We start from the raw sequence: 22,451 nt of genomic DNA on the forward strand, positions 1-22,451 counted from the left end.
AGAAATTATGTCAAAATACACTGAAGACGACTTAAAAGTCGAACTCGAAAACAAAGAATACGAATACGGTTTTTACACCGACATCGAATCGGATACGTTCCCTGCGGGCTTGAACGAGGGCATTGTACGTGCCATTTCCAAAAAGAAAAACGAGCCGGAATGGATGACCGAGTGGCGTTTGGAAGCGTTCCGTGCCTGGGAAGAAATGACCGAGCCGCACTGGGCAAACGTACATTATGAAAAACCGGACTTTCAGGCTATTTCCTATTATTCGGCTCCGAAGAAAAAAGACAAATACGAAAGTTTGGATGAGGTTGATCCGGAATTGTTGGAGACCTTCAAAAAACTGGGTATCTCTATAGACGAACAGAAACAATTGGCCGGAGTGGCTGTGGATATCGTTATGGACTCCGTTTCCGTGGCGACCACTTTCAAGAAAACATTGGCCGAGAAAGGAATTATCTTCTGTTCGATTTCCGAAGCGATTCAGGAACATCCGGAATTGGTTCAGAAATACATCGGATCGGTAGTACCGCAACGCGATAACTTCTATGCTGCGTTAAATTCGGCTGTATTCTCAGATGGATCGTTCTGTTATATTCCGAAAGGCGTTAGATGTCCGATGGAATTATCAACCTATTTCCGAATCAATCAGGGAGGAACAGGTCAGTTTGAAAGAACGTTGGTAATTGCCGATGAAGGCAGTTATGTTTCGTACTTAGAAGGCTGTACCGCGCCAAGCCGTGACGAAAACCAATTGCACGCGGCGGTCGTTGAGCTTATTGCTTTGGACAATGCCGAAATCAAATATTCAACCGTACAAAACTGGTACCCCGGAAACAAAGAGGGGAAAGGTGGGGTTTTCAACTTCGTGACCAAAAGAGGTTTGTGCGAGACTGGTGCAAAAATTTCATGGACACAGGTAGAAACCGGTTCAGCCGTAACCTGGAAATATCCGTCATGCGTATTGAAAGGGGATAACTCCATCGGAGAATTCTATTCTATCGCCGTGACCAACAATTTCCAACAGGCCGATACCGGAACCAAAATGATCCATTTGGGTAAAAACACCAAATCGACCATTATTTCAAAAGGTATTTCTGCCGGAAAATCGCAAAACAGTTACCGAGGTTTGGTACAGATTTCTTCAAGAGCGGATAACGCGCGTAACTTCTCGCAATGTGACTCGTTATTAATGGGTAATAATTGTGGAGCGCATACCTTCCCGTATATCGAATCTAAAAATACAACGGCTCAGATCGAGCACGAGGCGACCACTTCCAAAATCGGGGAAGACCAAGTGTTCTATTGTAACCAACGCGGTATCCCTACCGAAAAGGCCATTGCGCTTATCGTAAACGGATTCAGCAAAGACGTATTGAACAAATTACCGATGGAATTCGCGGTGGAAGCCCAAAAATTATTAGAAATTTCGTTGGAAGGATCAGTAGGATAAAAATTTAAAAATGAGGCAATTTGAAAATTTGTAAATGGAGCACAAAGAAAATGTAATATAAAATTGACTTTTCAGTTTGCATTAGAAATCATTCAGTATTGTGAAGATTTACAAGAAAACAAGAAGTTTGTTATTGCCAATCAGCTTTTAAAATCAGGAACATCAATCGGAGCAAATATACGTGAAGCACAAAATGCCGAGAGTAAAGCCGATTTCATCCATAAATTTAAATAGCTGCAAAAGAAATTGAAGAAACGATATATTGGCTGGAATTGTGTAAGTTTTCTGAAAACTATCCATGTACAGAAAGATTAATAGAACAAATTAATAATATATCAAGAATAGTAAATAAGATAATAATAACGTCAAAAACAAAAGTAGTTTAGAAATTTTCAAATTTTCAAATTACGTAATTTTCAAATTAATTATGTTAACCATAAAGAATTTACACGCTTCAGTAGAAGACAAAGAAATATTAAGAGGAATCAATTTAGAAGTTAAAGCCGGTGAAGTGCACGCGATCATGGGACCAAACGGTGCCGGAAAAAGTACTTTATCCTCAATCATCGCCGGAAATGAAACTTACGAAGTAACCGAAGGGGAAATCATCCTGGACGGGGAAGACATCTCCGAACTGGCTCCGGAAGAAAGAGCGCACAAAGGTGTATTCTTATCGTTCCAGTACCCGGTAGAAATCCCTGGCGTTTCAGTAACCAACTTCATGAAAACCGCAATCAACGAAAGCCGCAAAGCACGTGGTGAAGAAGAAATGCCGGCGAATGAAATGCTGAAACTGATCCGTGAAAAATCCGAATTGTTGGAAATCGACCGTAAATTCCTTTCTCGTTCGTTAAACGAAGGTTTCTCCGGTGGGGAGAAGAAACGTAACGAGATCTTCCAAATGGCGATGTTAAATCCAAAATTAGCGATCTTGGACGAAACAGATTCTGGCCTGGACATCGATGCTTTACGTATTGTAGCCAACGGAGTTAATAAGTTGAAAAGTAAAGACAACGCGGTAATCGTGATTACACACTACCAACGTTTGTTAGACTATATCGTTCCGGATTTCGTACACGTGCTGCACGACGGTAAAATCGTGAAAACAGGCGGTGCGGATTTGGCATTGGAGTTAGAGGAAAAAGGATACGACTGGTTAAAAAGCTAAGAAATGGAGTTGAAAGAGAAATTGATTGCTTCTTTCATGGCTTTCGAAGAAAAAGTTGATGTGGCGGAAGCGTTGCATGGAGTTCGTACCGAAGCCTTAAAGAATTTTGAAGAAAAAGGGTTTCCGACCAAAAAAGAGGAAGCCTGGAAATATACTTCGCTGAATGCGGTGTTGAAAAACGATTTCAGCATCTTCCCGAAAAAGGAAAATAACATTGAAGTTAAAGACGTAAAAAAATATTTCCTGAACGATTTGGATACCTATAAGGTAATTTTTATCGACGGGATTTTCAGTACGTTTTTATCTTCAACCACCCATGACGGATTGGACGTTTGCTTAATGTCTTCGGCATTGACCAAACCGAAATACAAAATGGTGATTGATACGTATTTCAATCAGGTGGCCAGCAAAGAGGAAAGCTTAACGACGTTGAATACCGCTTTTGCATTTGAAGGCGCTTATATCAACATCCCGAAAAGCAAGGTGGTGGACAAACCGATTGAGATCATTTATTTCTCTACCGGTAACGAAGCGGCTTTGATGGTTCAGCCGAGAAATCTTATAATCGTGGGAGAAAATGCACATGTACAAATCGTGGAGCGTCATCAGAGTCTGAACGAAAACCCGGTGTTGACCAATTCGGTTACCGAAATTTTCGCTCAAAAACGCGCTATCGTGGATTATTACAAAATTCAAAATGATGTGCAGACCGCGAACTTGATTGACAATACCTTTATTTCGCAGAAACAGGAGAGTAGAGTATCCGTTCACACGTTCTCTTTCGGTGGAAATCTTACGCGAAACAATCTGAATTTCTTCCATCACGGGGAAAGAATCGATTCGACGTTGAAAGGAATTACGATCATCGGCGACAAACAACACGTAGACCATTATACTTTGGTAAACCACGAACAGCCGAACTGCGAAAGTCATCAGAACTACAAAACAATTTTGGACGGACAATCGACAGGCGTGTTCAACGGTAAGATCTATGTGGAAAAAGAAGCGCAGAAAACAGACGCTTTCCAGCAAAATAATAACATTTTGTTAAGCGATAAAGCAACAATCAACGCGAAACCGCAATTGGAAATTTTCGCCGACGACGTGAAATGTTCGCACGGTTGTACCATTGGTCAGTTGGATGAAAACGCGATGTTCTACATGCAACAGCGCGGCATCCCGAAAAAAGAGGCAAAAGCGCTGCTTATGTACGCGTTTACAAACGAAGTGACCTCGAGTATCAAAATTCCGGAATTGAAGGCTAAAATCGCAAAAATCATCGCTACGAAGCTTAACGTGAATATGGGCTTTGATCTGTAAGACAAAGAATCCATCATTATACTAAAACAAACCGCTGTAAAAGGCGGTTTTTTTGTTTGCAGGAATTTTCCATAGCGCTATTTCCCTATATTTGGGTAATTCAATTATCAAGAGATGGATAAATTCTCAGAACAGCAACTCCAAAAGCTGGCCGACAAAGGCTTTATTTCCGAAGCACAATATCAGGAAGTAAAAGACCATAAGTCATTAGGGCTTTTTTCCTTAAATACGGAACTTCTTTTTTTGGTGTATTTATCAGTACTGCTTTTCACAACCGGCATCGGAACACTGGTTTATAAAAATATTGACAGTATCGGACACATTGCGATTTTAGCGGTGAACTTGGTTTTGATGTTGGTCTGCTTCTATTTCAGTTTTAAAAAAGCCAAAGGATTTTCAAGGGGACAAGTGGTTTTTGACAATTCGTTATATGATTATCTTGTACTTACGGGAAGTCTTTTGGCGTGTATTTTTGTTGGCTATCTTCAGTTTCAGTATACTATTTTCGGGAAGGATTTCAGTCTGGTTTCTTTGTTTTCGGCTGTGCTTTGTTTTGGCGTTGCCTATTTTTTCGATAATCGGACCGTGCTTTCGATGGCAATCACTTCTTTAATCGCGTTTGCCGGAATTACTTTAACGCCACAAACGGTTTTTGAAAACGAGATCTATTCCAACCCGAATCTGACCTACTTTGGAATCCTAATAGGGATTGTCCTCATTCTCTGGACGCAGTACACCCTTAAGGAAAACCTGAAGCCTCATTTTTATTTTGTTTTTTACACCTTTGCCCAACATCTGGTCGCCATTTGTACGATTGCAGGTCTGACAGAGGACTATTGGTTCGGATTCATTTTTGCTCTAGTGGGAAACACTTGGTTTTTTTATAAGATGGGTCATAAGCACAGAGCCACTTCGCTTTTTGTTTTTTCGTTATTGTATGGTTATATCGGGTTTAATATTTTTGTGATAAGAGTCTTCGATACTTTGGATATTGCGGATTTTGCCATACCACTCATGTATCTTTCACCAATTTATGTGGCGGGATCGATTATTATGTTCATCAAATTAGTCCGTAATTTTAATAAGGAAAAACATGCTGGCTTACAATAAAGAAATTATAGAGAACGAACTGTTGGTCGCTCAGGCCAGGGGGTTGTATCAGATGAAATTTATACCGAAAGCACAATTGCAGGATATTAACTCGCGGTTAAACTTATTTAATTCCCACAATAATTTACTGATAAGGATTGGTTTTTTCCTTTTGGGATGTCTGATGTTATCTGCCATAACGGGGTTTTTGGCAATGCTCCTGTCTCCGCTTTTGCAGGCAGAGATTGAATATGTTTTTTTTATTTACGCAATAATCAGCATCATTGGCTCGGAATTTTTAGCCAAAGCCGGTTATTTTAAACATGGATTGGATGATGCGTTCATCTTGTCGATACCCTTGTTTTTCTGCCTTGCTTTCTTTTTTGCCACGGATAATACGGCTGTGGTTTTTATAATAATGATGCTTTTGGGGTTTTCCTGTTGTCTCCGATATGCGCACACTTTATCTGCTGTGGTTGGATGTGTCGGACTTGTCGCCTTCGTGTTTGATCTGATTGCAAATCAAGGGATGATCAACGCCGTATTTCTTCCTTTTATCGGTTTTGCATTGGCCTGCGGCTTTTATGTTGCTGGTGAGAAAATCAAAGATAACCCAAAGTTTTTCATCTACAGTAATGCGATTATGGCTGTTAGAGGTTTTGCCCTATTGCTGGGATATTTCTCTGTTAATTATATGGTGGTTCGGGAACTTTCGGCCGATTTGCTGCATGTTGTAGTCACTGCTGAAAATGATATTCCTTTTGCATTTTTGTTCTATGGGCTGACCTTCTTTATTCCCATTTCTTACATGGGTTATTCCTTGTTTAGGAAGGACAGAATGGTGTTGTTAATTGGTCTTTTCACGTTTGGGTACTCGTTCTTTACTATTCGGTACTATTACCAGTTGATGCCCTTGGAAACGGCTTTGATCTTAGGCGGATTGGCGCTTTTTGCTTTAAGTTATTTTACAATTCGAAAACTGAAAGACAAAGAAGTTGGTTTAACCTTTACACCTGACCGCAGTTCCGACAGCAGCCTGATCTTAAATGCCCAGGCGCTGATCATCAATTCCCAAATGCAAACCAAAGTGGTTACTTCTCACGATGAAATGCCTTTCGGTGGTGGCGGTTTCAGTGGCGGCGGAGCGGGAGGAGGATATTAGAAAATAAGCTGAAGGAAAAACAGCTTATTTCTTCACAAAGAGGATATCTTGTACAGTGCCTTCACTGGAAAGTAACAGGCTTTTTATCTGTTGGTTATCATCCCTTACAAAATGATATAAAGTGCGCTGGTTGTTTCCGAATTCGTCTTTTTGAACAGGCGCTAAAGGTATGTTTTCGTGGTTTGTATAACCAAGGATCAGCCGATTACCGTTTTTAGTAAATCGATAGACAACCTCCAATTCCTCCGAATAATAATCCCCGACAAATTCATCGATTTGTACGTTTTCCGGTTTTACGAATTCGGCACGTTGAAAGTAAAACGGCGTCCCGCCAAAACGGATGATCAGATCATATTCCTTGGCTTTGGTAAAATCGTACTTCGCGCTTTCATTGCCTGTTCGATGGAATTTTCCTTTTTCATAGCCTACTAGCGCGATGGCTTTTTTAGCTTGGCTACCTCTGGCTTTGAGCGTATCGTTTTCAACAAAAATTTTCATTTTCATGTCGCTGTTGCTTTCTTTGTACGCTCCGACATAATACTTAAATTGTTTCGGATTCGTTTTGTATAGGGACGTTTTTTTGTTTTCAGATTTGGTGTTAGGCAGCAACAAATCCAAGATTTGATAAGAAAGCGGGCCAGAGGTGATGGATTCCAGATTCGTCAGGATGATGATCCCCAGTTGTTTTTCCGGTAAAGTAATTAACTGGGTTTGCCCGCCCCATCCGTAGCCACTGTGACTGATGGTTTTAAAGCCTTTGTAGTTGTCGGTCATTACGCCGCGGGCATAATTGGCTTTTTCGTTTGGATTAGCTATATCACAAGTTGTTAAAAATTCGGATAAACCTTTAAAATTCGTATTTGTCCCGTTTAAAACTGAGCACCATTTCACCATATCGGTTACCGTGGAAGCCATACTTCCCGAGCCATAGCTTTTCTGAATTCGCGGATTTTGAAGGTATTCCGTCCCTTGCTCCTGATAGCCAACGGCTCTGTTTTTGATCAGGGATTGGTTTTCGATCCGTACTTGTGTATGATGCATTCCTAAAGGGTCAAACAGTTGCGACTTGGCATACTCCTGTAGATTTTTCTGTGCTACCCGTTCTATGATTATTGCCAACAAGGTATACGAAGTATTGCCATACACTGTTTTGGTACCGGGAGTATGATTGAGTCTTTTTTGTTTTGACGCAAGATCTAAAACCGTGTTGTTGTCGTAGTATTCCACATCATAATCAAAACCTTTCAGATCCATTAAAGTGTGGTAATTGCTCAATCCGCTGGAATGGTTCAGGAGATGTTTTATTTTTGTGGTTTGCGGATAGTCAGGCATCTCAGGCAAGTATTTTCGGATGTCGTCTTCGAGCGAAATCTTGCCATCTCGAACTAATGTCCAAACACATGCTGAGGTAAATTGTTTGGCAATGGAAGCCAGACTAAAAGCGGTAGAATCTGAGTTTTTGATGTTGTATTCCAAGTTAGCATTGCCGATTCCTTTGGAATACATCAGCTTCCCATTTTCAACGATTCCGATGCTGAGTCCCGGGGCATTCGGCTTGTCATAGTTTCGGAGTAATTCGTCAATTTTAGAATACGGATTGTGTTGTGAAGCGCAAATCCAGGATGCTAATAGACAACAAGTCGAGAGAACAAGCCGTATCATTTTAAGGCGGTTTTGTATTTGTGATAGAAAAACATCGGAATCACACCGAAGTTCAGCATCAGAAATCCAACAAAAACAATCATACCTCTAAAAGGCCAATGCAGGAATTCGAACATCGTACCGATTCCTAAAACAAATGTGGTCAGAAATCCAACCAGATAAAACGATTTTGTCATGGTTTATTTATTTAGTAGTAGAATTTTTTGCGCCTTTAATTTGTATTGTTCGTAAATGATCATTGGAATAGTAATCAGGATAAGTACTGAAAAGCCAATCAAAATCAATACCCCCGAAAAAGGCCATTTAAACATGAAGAAAAGAAATCCGATAAGCAATACGATGGCGTTTATGGCACAGGTCAGATGGACATTTCGCTTTCTTCGGATAAAACTTTTGATCAAGGCTTTTTCGGTTTTCTCTCTTTGAAGCAGCTGCATTGCTGCATAACCACCTAAGTTGGTTATCGCTTCCTGATAGGCCGTTTCAAAATCAGTAAGATTGGATTTTTCCAGATGCGTGCAAATATGATCCAGCAGGTCTTCTTTAAGGAGCGGATCGGTAATGCCATAAAACTTTAGATTGGTTTCGATATAATCGATGTCACGGTCGGCTACATTCATGAGTTGATGGTTTTTGGATTAAAAATCAAAGTCAATGTATTAATGAAATCGTTCAGTTCATTACTTAATTCCTGTACGTGTTTTTGGCCTGAAACCGTGATCTTGTAATACTTTCTTACTCGCTTTCCTATATAAACTCGTTCGGTTTCCAGAATACCGTCTGCTTCCAATTTGTGTAAAATCGGATACAATGCCCCTTCGGAAATGTCAATTTTTCCCGAGGTGAGCTCTTTTACTTTCTGTGTGATCTCATAACCATACATCTTATCGCTTTCACTGATGAGTTTTAAGATGATCGGCAATAAAGTCCCTTTGGTTAGTTCTTTGCTATACATATTGTAAATATACATTTTATTCAAATGTATTTAAATAAACGCTATTATTTTTTTGATATTGTGTTTTAGAGTAGATTTTATCATTTATTTATACCAATTTTAAATAAACAAGACGTAAATTTGCAGAAACTAGAAGTACTAAAATGTTTGATGTTCAAAAAGTAAGAGCACAATTCCCGATATTGTCCCAAACCGTAAACGGAAAACCACTTGTTTATTTTGATAACGGCGCTACTGCCCAGAAACCTCAAGTAGTTATCGATGCGATTTCTCAATATTACAGCGAGATCAATGCCAACATCCATCGCGGGGTGCATACGTTGAGCCAGCTCGCCACGGATGCCTATGAAGTTTCCCGAAATACCATCCAGGCGCATCTGAATGCGAAACACAATCACGAAATCATCTTTACGTCCGGTACCACCCAAGGGATCAATCTGGTGGCTAATGGTTTTGCAAAATTTGTAAAAGAAGGGGATGAGGTTATGGTTTCGGCTTTGGAGCACCACAGTAATATTGTGCCGTGGCAGTTTCTTTGTGAAAGAACCGGTGCTAAATTGGTTGTGATCCCGATGAACAACAAAGGGGAATTGATCCTATCCGAATTTGATAAATTACTTTCCGAAAAAACGAAAATTGTGGCGGTTAACCATATTTCCAATGCTTTGGGAACGGTAAACCCGGTCAAATATATCATTGATAAAGCACACGGTGTCGGTGCTGCGGTCTTAATTGACGGTGCACAGGCGACACCTCATTTACGTCCGGACGTACAAGAGTTGGATTGCGATTTCTACGTGTTTTCAGGACATAAAGTGTGCGGGCCCACCGGCGTAGGGATTTTATACGGAAAAGAAAACTGGTTGAACGATTTGCCTCCTTACCAAGGCGGAGGTGAGATGATCAAAGAAGTTACCTTCGAGAAAACAACGTATGCCGATCTTCCGCATAAGTTTGAAGCCGGAACACCAAACATCGAAGCGGGTATCGTACTGGGAACCGCTATCGATTATCTGAACAGTATCGGTTTCGACAACATCGCGAATTATGAAAAGGAATTGCTGGACTACGGCACAAAACGACTTTCGGAAATTGAAGGCTTGAAAATCTACGGAACAAGTGACAACAAGGCTTCTGTAATTTCGTTCAATATCGCGGGGATCCATCCGTACGACATTGGCACGATTGTAGATAAGTTAGGAATAGCGGTGCGAACCGGCCACCATTGTACACAACCGATCATGAACTTCTTCGATATTCCGGGAACAATACGAGCAAGTTTTGCGTTCTACAATACCAAGGAAGAAATTGATATCTTTGTGGAAGCGGTAAAAAAAGCACAGCGAATGTTATCTTAAAAACTGTACATTATGAAAGGAATTGCTCTTTTATCAGCCCTGACACTGACTTTTGCAAGTTGTAATTGTCAAAAAAAAGCGGCTGAACAAACAAATGTAACCGAAATGAAAGTGGCAGATCAGCAACAAGTCATGCCGGCAATGGAATATGAAGCCAACTCAAGGGGTTTTTTCCTTTTTGTGAGGGTGGAGAATCATAATTTGTATATCTCAAGAAACAGGGATGCTAAAAAGCTGCTTACGGCAACACCTGTAAGTGATGCCGACTGGAAAGAATTAGAAACACTGGCAAAAGCAGTAAATCTGGAAAAAGTAAAGGAGATGAAAGGACCGACGGAAAAACGTTTTTATGACGGGGCGGCACATGCAAACATTACCTTCCAGGTAGACAGGAACCGATATGAGACCAAAGGCTTTGATCACGGTGATCCGCCGGTTGAGCTTGAAAAATTGGTAAATAAAATTGTTGCTTTGGCCGATAATACACAATAAAATGACAATTAAGGAAATACAAAATGAGATTATTGATGAGTTCTCCATGTTCGACGACTGGGATGAACGATTTCAATATGTCATTGACTTAGGTAAGGATCTTCCGTTGATCGATGAACAATTCAAGACGGATGAAAATACTATCAAAGGCTGCCAGTCCAAAGTATGGGTGCACGCCGAAGAACAAAACGGAAATATCGTTTTTACGGCAGACAGTGATGCCATCATCACTAAGGGAATCATCGCTATTTTGGTAAGAGCTTTTTCGAATCAGTCCCCGAAGGCCATTTTAGAGGCCGATACGGATTTTATCGATGAGATTGGATTAAAAGAACATTTGTCGCCTACTCGTGCCAACGGATTGGTGTCAATGATCAAACAGATAAAAATGTACGCCCTGGCCTTTCAGGCAAGGAATTAATTAAATAGAAGAGATTGCCAAGCAATCTCGCAATGACATGAACAATGGAAGAATTTAACGATACCATCAATTTAGGGGAAGACGTTGTAAAAGTATTAAAAGGCATTTACGACCCGGAAATCCCTGTGGATATTTATGAATTAGGATTGATTTACGACGTAATGATCAATGAAGACAACGAAGTGAAAATCCTCATGACTTTAACCTCTCCTAACTGTCCGGTGGCTGAAACCCTGCCAATGGAAGTGGAGGAGAAGATCAAATCCATCGACGCAGTAAAATCGTGCGAAGTGGAAATTACCTTCGACCCGCCATGGAGCAAGGATTTAATGAGCGAAGAAGCCAAATTAGAATTAGGAATGCTATAAATCAGTAAGCAGTATTCAATGGTCAGGTAGCGGGGTTTTAACTTAATACTGATCACTGAATGCTAACCACTGAATACTCCACTGAATAATGGACGAAATTGTAAACAGAGTAGCCAACAGCGCCTTACAGGTGTTCGATCTGGAAGATTATTTTCCAAAACAGCCTATTGTAGAGTTGGATATTTCACAATGGTTGTTTGGCGGATTCATTCTGAAAGAAACTGAATTTCGTGAACAGCTCAAAGAGCATGATTGGACACAATACCAAGACAGTTATGTCGCGTTGTATTGTTCTGAGGATGCTATACTGCCCGCCTGGGCTTACTCTTTAGTGGCTGTTTCTTTACAGCCGTTTGCGTTAAAAATTGTCAACGGTACCAAAAAAGAACTGTTGCAGGTCCTGTATCAGGAAAAACTGGATGCTGTGGATTATACACCATTTGAGAACAAACCTGTAATCCTTAAGGGATGTTCCAACAAACCGGTTCCACAGGAGGTGTATGTATTGGCGATTCAAAAATTAGTACCCGTTGCAAAAAGCATCATGTTTGGCGAAGCGTGCTCCGCAGTTCCACTTTATAAAAGGAAATAAGCAGCTCATCTAAATAGGCCTTTTTTTTCTTATTTTCTGACAGATTTTTGTTACTTTAGTAGTAACAAAAAGTACTGATTATGAAAAAAAGGATTACGCTTTTGTTATGTTTTATTGGGACGTTAACCGCCTCAGCTCAGGAAGTTGTGCAGGATACCACCAAACATTGGGTGAAAAAGGGCAATATCTCCTTTCTTTTTAACCAGTCCAGTTTTAATAATTGGGTGGCCGGAGGTGAAAATAACTTTTCCGGGACTTTGGGTGTGAATTATGATTTCAACTATAAGAAAGACGAATGGACCTGGGACAACAAAGTAATAGCTTCCTATGGACTGGTAAAGACCGCAAACTCTCCCTTTGAGAAAAAAACCGATGACCGTTTTGAGTTAAATTCCCTAGTAGGGAAACGAGCGATAGGTTATTGGTCGTATTCCGCATTTGCAAACTTCAAAACACAGCTTACCGTAGGTTATATTTATGGTAAGGATGCAAACGGTACTGAAATCAGAACGGAATACTCCGATTTGTTTTCTCCTGCTTATCTTACCTTCGGACCCGGAATGCTTTGGAAGAAAAACGACAATCTGAAGTTTAACATCGCGCCGCTGACTTCAAAAATGACTTTTGTTGACAAGACGCAAACACTACCGGACGAAGCTTATTTTGGTGTAAAACAGGGTGAATCGATGCGTTATGAACTGGGAGCTTATGTTTCGGGATATTATAAACTTATTATTATGGCCAATGTCTCCATCGAGAATATTGTAAGTTTTTATTCCAATTATCTGGAAGATCCTCAAAATGTAGATATTGACTATCAGATGAATGTTGTCATGAAGATCAATAAGTATCTCACCACCAACTTTTCACTGCAAGAGGTATACGATGATAACGCCGTCCGCGGGCTTCAGACACGACAGGTTTTTGGAGTCGCTGTGAATTACGGTTTTTAATAAAAAAATGCCATCTTGTAACAGATGGCATTTTTTTATTCGTCTTCTTTTTCGACAGCATCCTTATAGTCAGGATATAGAAATTTGTTGTACGGGAATCGGGTGATATGTATTTCGCGTACGGCCTCATAAACCTTTTCACGGAATTCTTCGAAATTTTCCCTGTGCTTGGCAGATATGAATAACGCGTGGTCTTTACCTACTTTAGACATCCAGGTGTTTTTCCACTCTTCTAAGGAATAATGTTTGGTTGTTTTTTCGGTGATCAGATCGTCGTCAGCAATGGTAAGGTGTTTATACGAGTCAATCTTATTAAAAACCATTATCGTTGGCTTATCGGCACTTTTTATATCCTGCAGGATCTGATTTACCGAAGCAATGTGGTCTTCAAAGTCGGCATGGGAAATATCTACAACATGTAATAACAAATCCGCTTCACGAACTTCATCCAGCGTACTTTTAAAAGATTCAACTAATTGCGTAGGTAGTTTTCGGATAAATCCAACCGTGTCCGACAATAAAAAAGGAAGGTTTTTGATCACCACTTTACGAACCGTAGTGTCTAATGTAGCGAAAAGTTTATTTTCCACAAATACATCACTTTTACCAACGGCGTTCATTAAGGTTGATTTGCCGACATTGGTGTACCCCACTAAAGCCACACGTACCATAGCGCCACGGTTGCTTCTCTGAACCGACATCTGTTTGTCAATCGTTTTGATCTTCTCTTTAAGGAGAGCAATTCGGTCACGAACGATTCGACGGTCGGTTTCGATCTCGGTTTCCCCGGGACCACGCATACCGATACCCCCTCGCTGACGTTCCAAATGCGTCCACATTCCCGAAAGTCGTGGCAGCAAATACTGACACTGAGCTAATTCAACCTGGGTGCGGGCATAAGAAGTTTCAGCTCGCTGGGCAAAAATGTCCAGAATAAGGTTGGTTCGGTCCAAAACCTTGCAATCTAAAATTTTGGTGATGTTCTTTTGTTGTGCCGGCGTAAGTTCATCGTCAAAAATCACGGTCGAAACATCGTTCTCCTTAATATATAGGTTAATATCTTCTATTTTTCCTGTCCCTACAAACGTTTTCGGGTTAGGTTTGTCCATTTTTTGAGAAAAACGCTTAACTACTTCTCCACCAGCCGTGTAGGTAAGGAATTCCAGTTCGTCCAGATATTCGTTGAGTTTGTCCTCATTTTGTTGTTGCGTAACGATTCCGACGATTACCGTTTTCTCAAAATTATGTGTTACTTTTTCTAGCATGCTTCTAAATTGAACTGCAAAAATAAGTAATTAACTAATACTATGAAGGTTTTACAAAATGGCCTTAAAATGTTAAATAAATAAAAACCAAACAAACAAGCCGGTTTTTGTGAATTTTACAATGAGGTGTTATAAAATGGTTATTTTTTTTTACATTTGGAAATTAAACTACAACAAACCAAATATTAGTTATGAAAAAAATTACTCTTGTAATTTTCATGTCGTTAATTTCTTTCCTGGGGTTTGCCCAATTCCCGGAAAGTTTTGACACGGGAATTCCCGGGACATGGAGTGTTATGGACAATGGTGTAGGGACAGCTCAAAGCTGGACGACTACGAGTACTTTGTTTCTTCCTACGCATGGCGGTGCGCAGCATGCCTTGATAGACAGAGGAAATATAGGTGCGGGTAACACCTCGGAGGACTGGCTGGTAACCCCTCAGTTTACAGTTCCGACAAATGGGCAGTTGCGCTTTTGGACAAAAATGACGTTGTCCGGCGACAATGGAACGATTTTGCAGTTGCGTATTTCAACGACAACTCAAGCCCAGGCAAGTTTTACACCAATCCAACAATGGACGGAAGCCCAGCTGGAAACAGATATGGCTGCAGGCGGATCTACCGCTTACAATGTCTATGGAGAAATTGTAAAAAGCTTAAGTACTTACGCAGGGCAAAACGTTTACCTTGCGTTTGTTAGAGTTCATCAGCAAACCGGAGCTACGACAACCGGCGACCGATGGTTGATTGATGATGTGAATATGGTACAACAATGTACAACGGTTTCAGGATTGACGGCTTCCTCGGTTACGTCAACTTCGGCGTTATTGGACTGGACAAGTACAGGACCTGCTACAACATGGGATATTGAAATGGTGGCTATGCCAGGTGCGCCGACAGGAGTTCCAACCAGAACAGGAGTAACCAAGCCTTATAATTATACAGGATTACTTCCAGGCACTCAATACAATTATTATGTAAGATCAGTGTGTGGTCCTGGTAACACCAGTGCGTGGACCGGACCATTTATCTTTAATACTATTCCTCTGGGAACGGCTTGTTCGGGCCCTATTCCTATTACAACATTACCTTATACAACTACTAGTAATACCGGTTTATTCAGTGATCTTATCGACGGAAGCCCGGGAACTTCTTGTGGAATTACAGGGACTTACTTAAACGGAAACGATGTTTTCTATTCTTTTACACCAACTTTCACAGGGATTGTTGATATTTCAATGACACCTACAGGAAACAATTCAGGCGTATTCGTATACAGCAGTTGTGCTAACGTTGGTACAACATGTTTGGCAGGTGTTGCTAATACGGGTGGTGGAATCAGAAATATTCCGGCTTTCAACGTAACAGCAGGAACTACTTATTATATAGTAATCTCTACTAATGGTACGCCTCAAACGATACCGTATACCTTAAGCATACAACAGGTTAACTGTGCACAGCCGACGGCTTTAACAACTACAGCTATCGGGCAGACTACTGCGACAATTGCTTGGACAAGCGGTTTTACTAACTTTGAATATGTGGTGCAGCCTGCAGGTACAGGATTACCTTTAGGTACAGGTACCGCTGTTGCAGCTACTTCAGCTCCTATTACAGGTTTAACTCAGAATACTTTATACGAGTTTTACGTAAGAGTTGATTGTGGTGGAGGTCTTTTCAGTATTTGGGCTGGTCCTTATCAGTTCAGAACATTGTGCGGCGTTTTTCCGGTTACTTTCACTGAAGGGTTTAACTCGACTTCCACATCAGAAATTTGTTGGACAGTTGCAAACGTTGGCGCCGATGCGAATGCATGGGACATGAACTATGCAACCACTCCGTTTGAAGGAAATCAATCTGCGAGTATTGTTTCAAGTTTAGCGACTAACGACGACTGGTTGATGTCTCCACAAATACAATTGACCAGCGGAGGTCAGCGTTTAAGATACCGATACAGAGTTTCGTCAGCGGCTTCGCCTTGTAACTTTGAAATTAAGGCTTCAACTGCGGGGCCGATTCCTGGGAACTTTACTACGACTGTCCTTGCTCAGGCCACTTACAGTAATGTGACGTATCTTGAGAAGATTGTTAATATACCGGCGTCACTTTCAGGCCCCGTAAATATTGGATTCCACGTTGCTCCGGGAGCGAACGGTTCCAGAATATTTATCGATCAGGTAATTGTTGAAAATATTCCGCCTTGTCCGGAACCAATGGATATTGTAGTGTCAGGAATTACTCCTAACTCGGCAAATATCAGCTGGACACCGGGTGGAACTGAGACTTCTTGGCAGGTTGTGGTGCAACCGACGGGTCAACCGGCACCGACTTCACCTACGGCTGGTACTACTGCTAACTTACCTTTACCATATAACCAAACCGGACTTTTAGGTTCAACGACGTATGATGTATATGTATTGGCAAATTGTGGTGCTAATGGCCCAAGTGTTTGGGTTGGTCCTGTAACTTTTACAACTTTGGTTGCACCGCCGGTTTGTGGTGGAACATTTGTTGATTCTGGAGGATCGACTGCAGCTTATGCTAATAATGAAAACTTAACCTGGACGGTTTATCCGCAAAATCCTGGAGATGTTGTAACGGTTACGTTTACATCATTCAGTACACAAGCAAGTAACGATGCTTTATATGTGTTTAACGGAAACACGACTGCGGCTCCTCAGTTTACCAGTGTAAATGGTGCTGGAACGGTTCCTGGCGGGTTGGCCGGCGGATATTGGGGAACTACGATTCCTGGCCCTTTCACCTCTTCGGCAGCAGATGGTTCATTAACATTCAATTTCAGATCTAACGCATCAACGACTGCAGCAGGTTGGGTAGCTAATGTAACTTGTGCGCCACGAGCAACATGTGAAGCGCCTATTACACTTTCACAATCAGCAGTTACGTACAACTCTGCTCTTTTATCATGGAGTGGTGGAAATGCAACGGCTTGGCAGGTAATCGCCGTGCCTTGTGGATCACCTAGACCTACCGGAGCTACTCCAGGGTGGGTTTCGGCGCCTACGAATCCATTTACATTAACTGGGTTATCCGGTTCTACGTGTTATGATTTTTATGTAAGAGGAATCTGTTCTCCAACCGACGCAAGTGCGGTAACAGGTCCGGTTTCGGCAACAACGCAAATAGCACCACCTGTTTGTGGCGGAAACTTTGTTGATACGGGAGCAAGTACTACTACACCAGGAAATTATGGACTTAGTGAGGATGTGACTTGGACAATCTGTCCAACTAACCCGACGGACTTAGTTACAGTTACATTCACGTCTTTCAATACAGAAACAAACTGGGATGCCCTTTATGTTTTTGATGGTAACTCTATTGCTGCTCCACAACTTGCCAGTACAAACGGGGCCGGAAATGTACCGGGAGGTTTAGCCGGTGGTTATTGGGGTACTGCAATCCCTGGTCCTTTCACCTCGAGTAGTACAGACGGATGTTTAACATTCCGTTTCCGAAGCGACAGTTCGGTTGATAGAGCAGGATGGGTAGCGAATGTCACTTGTGCGCCAAGACCAACATGTCCTAAGCCATCTGCTCTAACAGTAACTCAGGTAACATCCACTTCAGCAATGTTGGGATGGACTGAAGCGGGAACAGCAACACAATGGCAGGTATTGGTTCTGCCTGCAGGTTCTCCTGTACCTACTCCAGGAACTACCGGAACAGTGGTTAACTCAAACCCTGCTTTAATTACCGGATTGAATCCAAGCACATCTTATACTTATTTCGTAAGTGCGATTTGTTCTCCAACGGATGCAAGTTACTGGTCAAACGGACTTAATTTCACAACAGCACCAGCAAACGACGATTGTGCAACTGCAACATTCGTTCCTGTAAATGCTAATGCTGTTTGTAATCAGACTGTTCCGGGTACGCTTGCTTTGGCAACCGGGTCAACAGGAACACCAATTGCTCCGTGTATCGGTACCGCAGACGATGACGTTTGGTACCAATTTATTGCAACCAACTCGTACTTGAACGTTGCACTTCAAAACGTAGCAGGTTCAACAACGAATTTAAATTTTGCGGTTTATTCAGGATCATGTTCTGGATTAACTCAGGTTTTCTGTAGTGCAGCCAATCAGCTGGCAGGAACCCTTAATGGTTTAACTGTTGGAGGAACTTATTTTGTTCGTGTATATTCAAATGCCTCAGGACCACAGACTTCAACATTCAACTTATGTATTTCAACACCTTCAACTTGTGCTACTGCATCAACAGTTTGTAATATTACTTATGGAAATACTACCGGTGTAACAAGTTTGGGAACTATCGGATGTTTGTCATCTTCTCCGAACCCTACATATTTTGCAATTCAGGTTGGAACTTCGGGTCCGATTAACTTCGAGTTGACACAGTCTTCTCCTGGAAGTGCGACTCCGAATCTTGACGTGGATTATGCTGCGTGGGGACCATATACAAGTCAGGCTGCAGGATGTGCTGCCGGTATTCCATTTATACCGCCGGTAAACACGAATCCTCCGGCTAATAACCCTCAGGATCACGGTTGTAGTTATAGTGCTGCACCAATCGAGCAGTTTAATATTCCAAATGCTCAGGCTGGTGAAATATATATTATCTTGATTACTAACTTCTCTAACCAGACAGGAACGATAAGTTTGAATCAAATCAATGCGGGTGCTCCGGGAGCGGGAACAACTATCTGTTGTCCTGACGCTAATTTCAGATATCTTCCGGGAACCTATTGTAGAGGTACCAGTGCAAACCCTGTGGCAACAATATCTGCAGGTTCTTTTGCCGGAACATTCTCTAGTCCGAACCCGGCAGTTGTTTTTGTTAATACTTCAACAGGAGAAATCAACTTAACAGCGACACCGGCAGGAAACTATGTAATTTACAATACATTGGCAGCTACGGCGAACTGTGCTGTTAAGACTTATTCTTATGTAATTACTATCGTTGAGCCAGCTTTAGCAACTATTAGTTATAACGCTCCGGCTTATTGTAATAGTTTAGCAGGCACACAAGCTGTTACGGTTACGGGAACACCTGGAGGTACATTCTCCGTTACACCGGTAGGATTACTTATCAATGCCAACAATGGTGCGATAACACCTGTAGGAAGTGTACCTGGAACTTATACAGTTTCATATAATTTCCCTGTAACAACAGGTTGTGGTAATACGTCGTTTACAACTACAGTTACTATTAATCCGACTGCAGTTGCGGCTCCAACTACTGTACAACCAACATGTACAACGCCAACAGGTACAATAACTGTTTTACCTACTGCGGCGACATACGAATACAGTATTGACGGAGGTACGACATACCTTCCGACGAACGTATTCAGTGGATTGGCACCAAACAGCTATAACGTTGTTATTCGTGATACAGCAACAGGATGTGCTTCAAATCCAACTGTTGCAGTAATTAATGCAGTACCGGCGCAACCAAGTGCACCAACTGTAACTTTGGTTCAGCCGACATGTACTACAGGTGGTCAGATAACGGTTACTGCTCCGCTAAGTGGTCCGGGATCTTATTCTGATTTATTTATTTCTGAGGTGACGGATTCGAACGCAGGTTCTTTAACCTATGTTGAAATTTATAACGGAACCGGTGCAACGGTAAATCTTGCTAATTACAGATTGAAATTCTATACTTCTTTACCTTCGGCAACTACATCTTGTGATTTTGCTTTGACGGGTACAGTGGCAAATAATGCAACTCGTATCATCGCTGTGGGAAGTACAACAAATCAGGGAGGCGTTGTTCCTCATCAGGTCGTTGCGGCTTGCGGTGGTGTTAATATTGATGACAACATCAGATTAACTAATGCCGCAGGAGTAGAAATTGACAACTGGGGTAGAAGAGACGGTGTTACATTTACACCTAATAATTTACCTGGTTACACTTACAGAAGACTTGCAACAGCATCAGCTCCAAGCAATACTTGGAACCCTGCTGATTGGGACGCCTTAGATCCTGAGGTTTATACTAATGTAGGAACTTATGCTCCTTTAACTGTAAACTATCAGTATAGTATTGATGGAACTACTTATCAAGCAAGTCCTGTGTTTACTAACGTTCCGGCAGGGACATATAACGTTACTGTTTTAAATACTGCGACAGGATGTGTTTCTAACGCGACACCTGCAGTATTAACTGCTCCTCCAGCCCCTGCTGCTCCTACGGCAACAGCTACTTCTCCTACGACTTGTGCTGTTCCTACTGGTAGTATAACGGTAACCGCTCCTATCGGTGCGAATTTTGAATACAGTATCGACGGAACAACATTCCAGACAAGTGTTACATTCCCGAATTTATTGCCGGGAACTTACAACGTAATCGTTCGTGACATTGCTTCAGGATGTGTTTCTACAGCTACAACTTTAACTGTGAATCCTGCACCGGGTTCTCCAGCTGCTCCAACAGCTAGTGTTACAGTTCAGCCAAATTGTATTACGACATCGGGAACAATTGTAGTAACAGCTCCGGTTGGTGCTACTTTAGAGTACACTTTGGATGGAGTTACTTATCAGGCAGCAACTACATTTGCTGGTCTGGCTCCTGGTACTTATATGGTTTCTGTTCGCGATACTGCTTCAGGATGTATTTCAACTGCGACGACTTTGGTAGTGAATCCAATTCCGGTTGCTCCGGCAGCTCCAACGGCTAGCGTTACTGTACAACCGACATGTATTATTACAACAGGTACAATTGTAGTGACTGCTCCGACAGGAGGAAACTATGAATATAGTATTGACGGGGTAACTTACCAGGCATCAACTACTTTTGCTGGCTTGGCTCCAGGAAGTTATAATGTTACTGTACACGATACGGTTACAGGATGTGTTTCTTCTGCAACAACGCTTGTAGTAGATCCGATTCCTGCAGCACCTGCGGCTCCGACAGTCAATATTGTTGCACAACCAATTTGTGCTGTGCCGACCGGAACTATTGACATAACAGCTCCACTTGGTGCTAATTATGAATATAGTGTAGATGGAAACATTTATCAGAGCGCAACAACATTTGCCGGATTAACACCTGGACTTTATAATGTTACTGTGCGCGATATCAATACGGGATGTATTTCAGCGGCTACAGTTGTTGTAATCAACCCTGCAACAGGTATGCCTGCAGCTCCGACTGCAAGTACTACTGTTCAGCCTACTTGTACAACGCCTACGGGAACGATTACAGTAACTGCTCCAACAGGTGCTAATTATGAATATAGTATTAATGGTACGACCTATCAGGCATCTACTGTATTTGCTGGATTGGCTCCTGGTTCATACAGTGTGACAGTGCGTGATACAACTAGCGGATGTACTTCGTCAGCAATAATTGTGATTGTTAATCCTTTACCGGCAAATCCAACGGTTCCGGTAGTTAACATTACGACGCCTGCTACCTGTACACTTCCTTCAGCGACAGTAACAATTACTTCGCCTGTAGGGGCTAATTACGAGTATAATGCTGGTGATCCGACATTCCAGACAAGTACTGTATTTACGGGATTATCAGTAGGAACGCATATTATTATCGTTCGTGATATCACTACAGGATGTACTTCTCAGACTTCAATTGTTATTGACGCTGCTGTTAGTCCTGCTGCTCCTACAATAGTCCTTAATGCTCAGCCGACTTGTGATGATTTAGCTGGTAGTATCAAAGTTTCAGCGCCACTGGGATCTAATTTGGAATATTCGATGAATGCAGGTGTATATCAGTCCAGTCCTGTTTTCAACGGATTGAACGAAGGAACTTATACTATTTTAGTTAGAGACACAACTACAGGATGTGTTTCTGGTGCAAGCTCTATTTTTGTTGAAGATTTAGGTTGTATTTTAGCTATTCCACGTGGTATCTCTCCAAATGGTGACGGTAAGAACGATACTTTTGATTTGGCTAGTTATGACATAACTAAATTGTCCATCTTTAACCGCTACGGTGTTGCTACCTATACATATGGTTCAGGTTATACCAACCAGTGGCATGGTCAGTCCGATGCAGGTCAGGAATTACCAGACGGAACATACTATTATGTGATCGATACAACAGACGGTAAGATCCGCACGGGATGGGTATACATTAACAGAGAGCGATAATAGAAATGAACAAGAGTCACTGCTCCCGTTTACCGGGAGCGGTGTTTTCTAAAAGGAAAACAAAATAACATGAAAAGAATTTATTTGACCG

The 22,451-nt window shown here is 41.7% G+C and carries 18 protein-coding genes; 13 read left to right on the forward strand and 5 right to left on the reverse strand.

Annotated elements, in window-relative coordinates; translation table 11 throughout:
- Positions 1-7 precede the first annotated feature (7 nt).
- The 6 genes from sufB (at position 8) to AC3E9U_RS09455 (ending at position 6,195) form a co-directional block, all read left to right on the forward strand.
- On the forward strand, positions 8-1,456 hold the full coding sequence (gene sufB, locus AC3E9U_RS09430; RefSeq protein WP_488746651.1) for a Fe-S cluster assembly protein SufB: 1,449 nt from the start codon (positions 8-10) through the stop codon (positions 1,454-1,456).
- A gap of 63 nt (positions 1,457-1,519) precedes the next feature.
- A complete protein-coding gene (locus AC3E9U_RS09435; RefSeq protein ID WP_488746652.1) occupies positions 1,520-1,690 on the forward strand; it encodes a four helix bundle protein in 171 nt (56 codons plus the stop codon).
- 193 nt (positions 1,691-1,883) lie between these two features.
- On the forward strand, positions 1,884-2,624 hold the full coding sequence (gene sufC, locus AC3E9U_RS09440; protein WP_488746653.1) for a Fe-S cluster assembly ATPase SufC: 741 nt from the start codon (positions 1,884-1,886) through the stop codon (positions 2,622-2,624).
- A gap of 3 nt (positions 2,625-2,627) precedes the next feature.
- Positions 2,628-3,944, forward strand: a complete 1,317-nt coding sequence (gene sufD / locus AC3E9U_RS09445; RefSeq protein ID WP_488746654.1) for a Fe-S cluster assembly protein SufD — start codon at positions 2,628-2,630, stop codon at positions 3,942-3,944.
- Positions 3,945-4,058: 114 nt separating this feature from the next.
- A complete protein-coding gene (locus AC3E9U_RS09450; protein WP_488746655.1) occupies positions 4,059-5,054 on the forward strand; it encodes a DUF2157 domain-containing protein in 996 nt (331 codons plus the stop codon).
- Positions 5,038-6,195: a hypothetical protein gene (locus tag AC3E9U_RS09455; RefSeq protein WP_488746656.1), complete on the forward strand. Its 1,158-nt coding sequence runs from the start codon at positions 5,038-5,040 to the stop codon at positions 6,193-6,195. The genes AC3E9U_RS09450 and AC3E9U_RS09455 overlap by 17 nt, the downstream gene beginning before the upstream one ends.
- A gap of 24 nt (positions 6,196-6,219) precedes the next feature.
- Here AC3E9U_RS09455 and AC3E9U_RS09460 read toward each other — a convergent pair whose 3' ends face one another.
- Genes AC3E9U_RS09460 through AC3E9U_RS09475 form a run of 4 tightly spaced genes read right to left on the reverse strand, consistent with a single transcriptional unit; the run spans position 6,220 to position 8,812 of the window.
- Positions 6,220-7,857, reverse strand: a complete 1,638-nt coding sequence (locus AC3E9U_RS09460; protein WP_488746657.1) for a serine hydrolase domain-containing protein — start codon at positions 7,855-7,857, stop codon at positions 6,220-6,222.
- Complete coding sequence (locus AC3E9U_RS09465; RefSeq protein ID WP_488746658.1) at positions 7,854-8,033, reverse strand: hypothetical protein; 180 nt, start codon at positions 8,031-8,033, stop codon at positions 7,854-7,856. Before AC3E9U_RS09465 ends, AC3E9U_RS09460 begins: the two co-directional genes overlap by 4 nt.
- 3 nt (positions 8,034-8,036) lie before the next feature.
- Entirely contained in the window at positions 8,037-8,477 is a 441-nt protein-coding gene (locus AC3E9U_RS09470) for a hypothetical protein (protein WP_488746659.1), read from the reverse strand.
- Positions 8,474-8,812, reverse strand: coding sequence for a PadR family transcriptional regulator (locus tag AC3E9U_RS09475; RefSeq protein WP_488746660.1), 339 nt, complete (start codon positions 8,810-8,812; stop codon positions 8,474-8,476). The genes AC3E9U_RS09470 and AC3E9U_RS09475 overlap by 4 nt, the downstream gene beginning before the upstream one ends.
- A 143-nt stretch (positions 8,813-8,955) precedes the next feature.
- On the opposite strand from AC3E9U_RS09475, the gene AC3E9U_RS09480 reads away from it, so the two are divergent.
- From AC3E9U_RS09480 to AC3E9U_RS09505, 6 genes are all read left to right on the forward strand, one after another.
- A complete protein-coding gene (locus AC3E9U_RS09480) occupies positions 8,956-10,170 on the forward strand; it encodes an aminotransferase class V-fold PLP-dependent enzyme (protein WP_488746661.1) in 1,215 nt (404 codons plus the stop codon).
- Between the two features lie 12 nt (positions 10,171-10,182).
- Complete coding sequence (locus AC3E9U_RS09485; protein ID WP_488746662.1) at positions 10,183-10,662, forward strand: hypothetical protein; 480 nt, start codon at positions 10,183-10,185, stop codon at positions 10,660-10,662.
- A 1-nt stretch (position 10,663) separates the two neighbouring features.
- Complete coding sequence (locus AC3E9U_RS09490; RefSeq protein WP_488746663.1) at positions 10,664-11,083, forward strand: SufE family protein; 420 nt, start codon at positions 10,664-10,666, stop codon at positions 11,081-11,083.
- A gap of 44 nt (positions 11,084-11,127) precedes the next feature.
- A complete protein-coding gene (locus AC3E9U_RS09495) occupies positions 11,128-11,451 on the forward strand; it encodes an SUF system Fe-S cluster assembly protein (protein WP_023569718.1) in 324 nt (107 codons plus the stop codon).
- Positions 11,452-11,539: 88 nt separating this feature from the next.
- A complete protein-coding gene (locus AC3E9U_RS09500; protein WP_488746664.1) occupies positions 11,540-12,043 on the forward strand; it encodes a DUF2480 family protein in 504 nt (167 codons plus the stop codon).
- Positions 12,044-12,123: 80 nt separating this feature from the next.
- Positions 12,124-12,996, forward strand: a complete 873-nt coding sequence (locus AC3E9U_RS09505) for a DUF3078 domain-containing protein (protein ID WP_488746665.1) — start codon at positions 12,124-12,126, stop codon at positions 12,994-12,996.
- Positions 12,997-13,031: 35 nt separating this feature from the next.
- Here AC3E9U_RS09505 and hflX read toward each other — a convergent pair whose 3' ends face one another.
- Positions 13,032-14,261, reverse strand: coding sequence for a GTPase HflX (gene hflX, locus AC3E9U_RS09510; RefSeq protein WP_488746666.1), 1,230 nt, complete (start codon positions 14,259-14,261; stop codon positions 13,032-13,034).
- 191 nt (positions 14,262-14,452) lie between these two features.
- Between hflX and AC3E9U_RS09515 the strand changes: the two genes are divergently transcribed.
- The gene (locus AC3E9U_RS09515; protein WP_488746667.1) at positions 14,453-22,360 is read left to right on the forward strand and encodes a choice-of-anchor J domain-containing protein; all 7,908 of its coding nucleotides are present in this window, start codon (positions 14,453-14,455) and stop codon (positions 22,358-22,360) included.
- Positions 22,361-22,451: the final 91 nt, after the last annotated feature.

This window comes from Flavobacterium sp. 21.1, from assembly GCF_057801535.1.

Bases quoted from the DNA above. Each gene is read 5' to 3' on its own strand.
- sufB (WP_488746651.1), top strand. From the start codon at position 8: ATGTCAAAATACACTGAAGACGACTTAAAAGTCGAACTCGAAAACAAA.
- sufC (WP_488746653.1), top strand. From the start codon at position 1,884: ATGTTAACCATAAAGAATTTACACGCTTCAGTAGAAGACAAAGAAATA.
- AC3E9U_RS09490 (WP_488746663.1), top strand. From the start codon at position 10,664: ATGACAATTAAGGAAATACAAAATGAGATTATTGATGAGTTCTCCATG.
- sufD (WP_488746654.1), top strand. From the start codon at position 2,628: ATGGAGTTGAAAGAGAAATTGATTGCTTCTTTCATGGCTTTCGAAGAA.
- AC3E9U_RS09470 (WP_488746659.1), bottom strand. From the start codon at position 8,477: ATGAATGTAGCCGACCGTGACATCGATTATATCGAAACCAATCTAAAG.
- AC3E9U_RS09500 (WP_488746664.1), top strand. From the start codon at position 11,540: ATGGACGAAATTGTAAACAGAGTAGCCAACAGCGCCTTACAGGTGTTC.
- AC3E9U_RS09475 (WP_488746660.1), bottom strand. From the start codon at position 8,812: ATGTATAGCAAAGAACTAACCAAAGGGACTTTATTGCCGATCATCTTA.
- AC3E9U_RS09450 (WP_488746655.1), top strand. From the start codon at position 4,059: ATGGATAAATTCTCAGAACAGCAACTCCAAAAGCTGGCCGACAAAGGC.
- AC3E9U_RS09485 (WP_488746662.1), top strand. From the start codon at position 10,183: ATGAAAGGAATTGCTCTTTTATCAGCCCTGACACTGACTTTTGCAAGT.
- hflX (WP_488746666.1), bottom strand. From the start codon at position 14,261: ATGCTAGAAAAAGTAACACATAATTTTGAGAAAACGGTAATCGTCGGA.
- AC3E9U_RS09505 (WP_488746665.1), top strand. From the start codon at position 12,124: ATGAAAAAAAGGATTACGCTTTTGTTATGTTTTATTGGGACGTTAACC.
- AC3E9U_RS09465 (WP_488746658.1), bottom strand. From the start codon at position 8,033: ATGACAAAATCGTTTTATCTGGTTGGATTTCTGACCACATTTGTTTTA.
- AC3E9U_RS09480 (WP_488746661.1), top strand. From the start codon at position 8,956: ATGTTTGATGTTCAAAAAGTAAGAGCACAATTCCCGATATTGTCCCAA.
- AC3E9U_RS09515 (WP_488746667.1), top strand. From the start codon at position 14,453: ATGAAAAAAATTACTCTTGTAATTTTCATGTCGTTAATTTCTTTCCTG.
- AC3E9U_RS09460 (WP_488746657.1), bottom strand. From the start codon at position 7,857: ATGATACGGCTTGTTCTCTCGACTTGTTGTCTATTAGCATCCTGGATT.
- AC3E9U_RS09455 (WP_488746656.1), top strand. From the start codon at position 5,038: ATGCTGGCTTACAATAAAGAAATTATAGAGAACGAACTGTTGGTCGCT.
- AC3E9U_RS09495 (WP_023569718.1), top strand. From the start codon at position 11,128: ATGGAAGAATTTAACGATACCATCAATTTAGGGGAAGACGTTGTAAAA.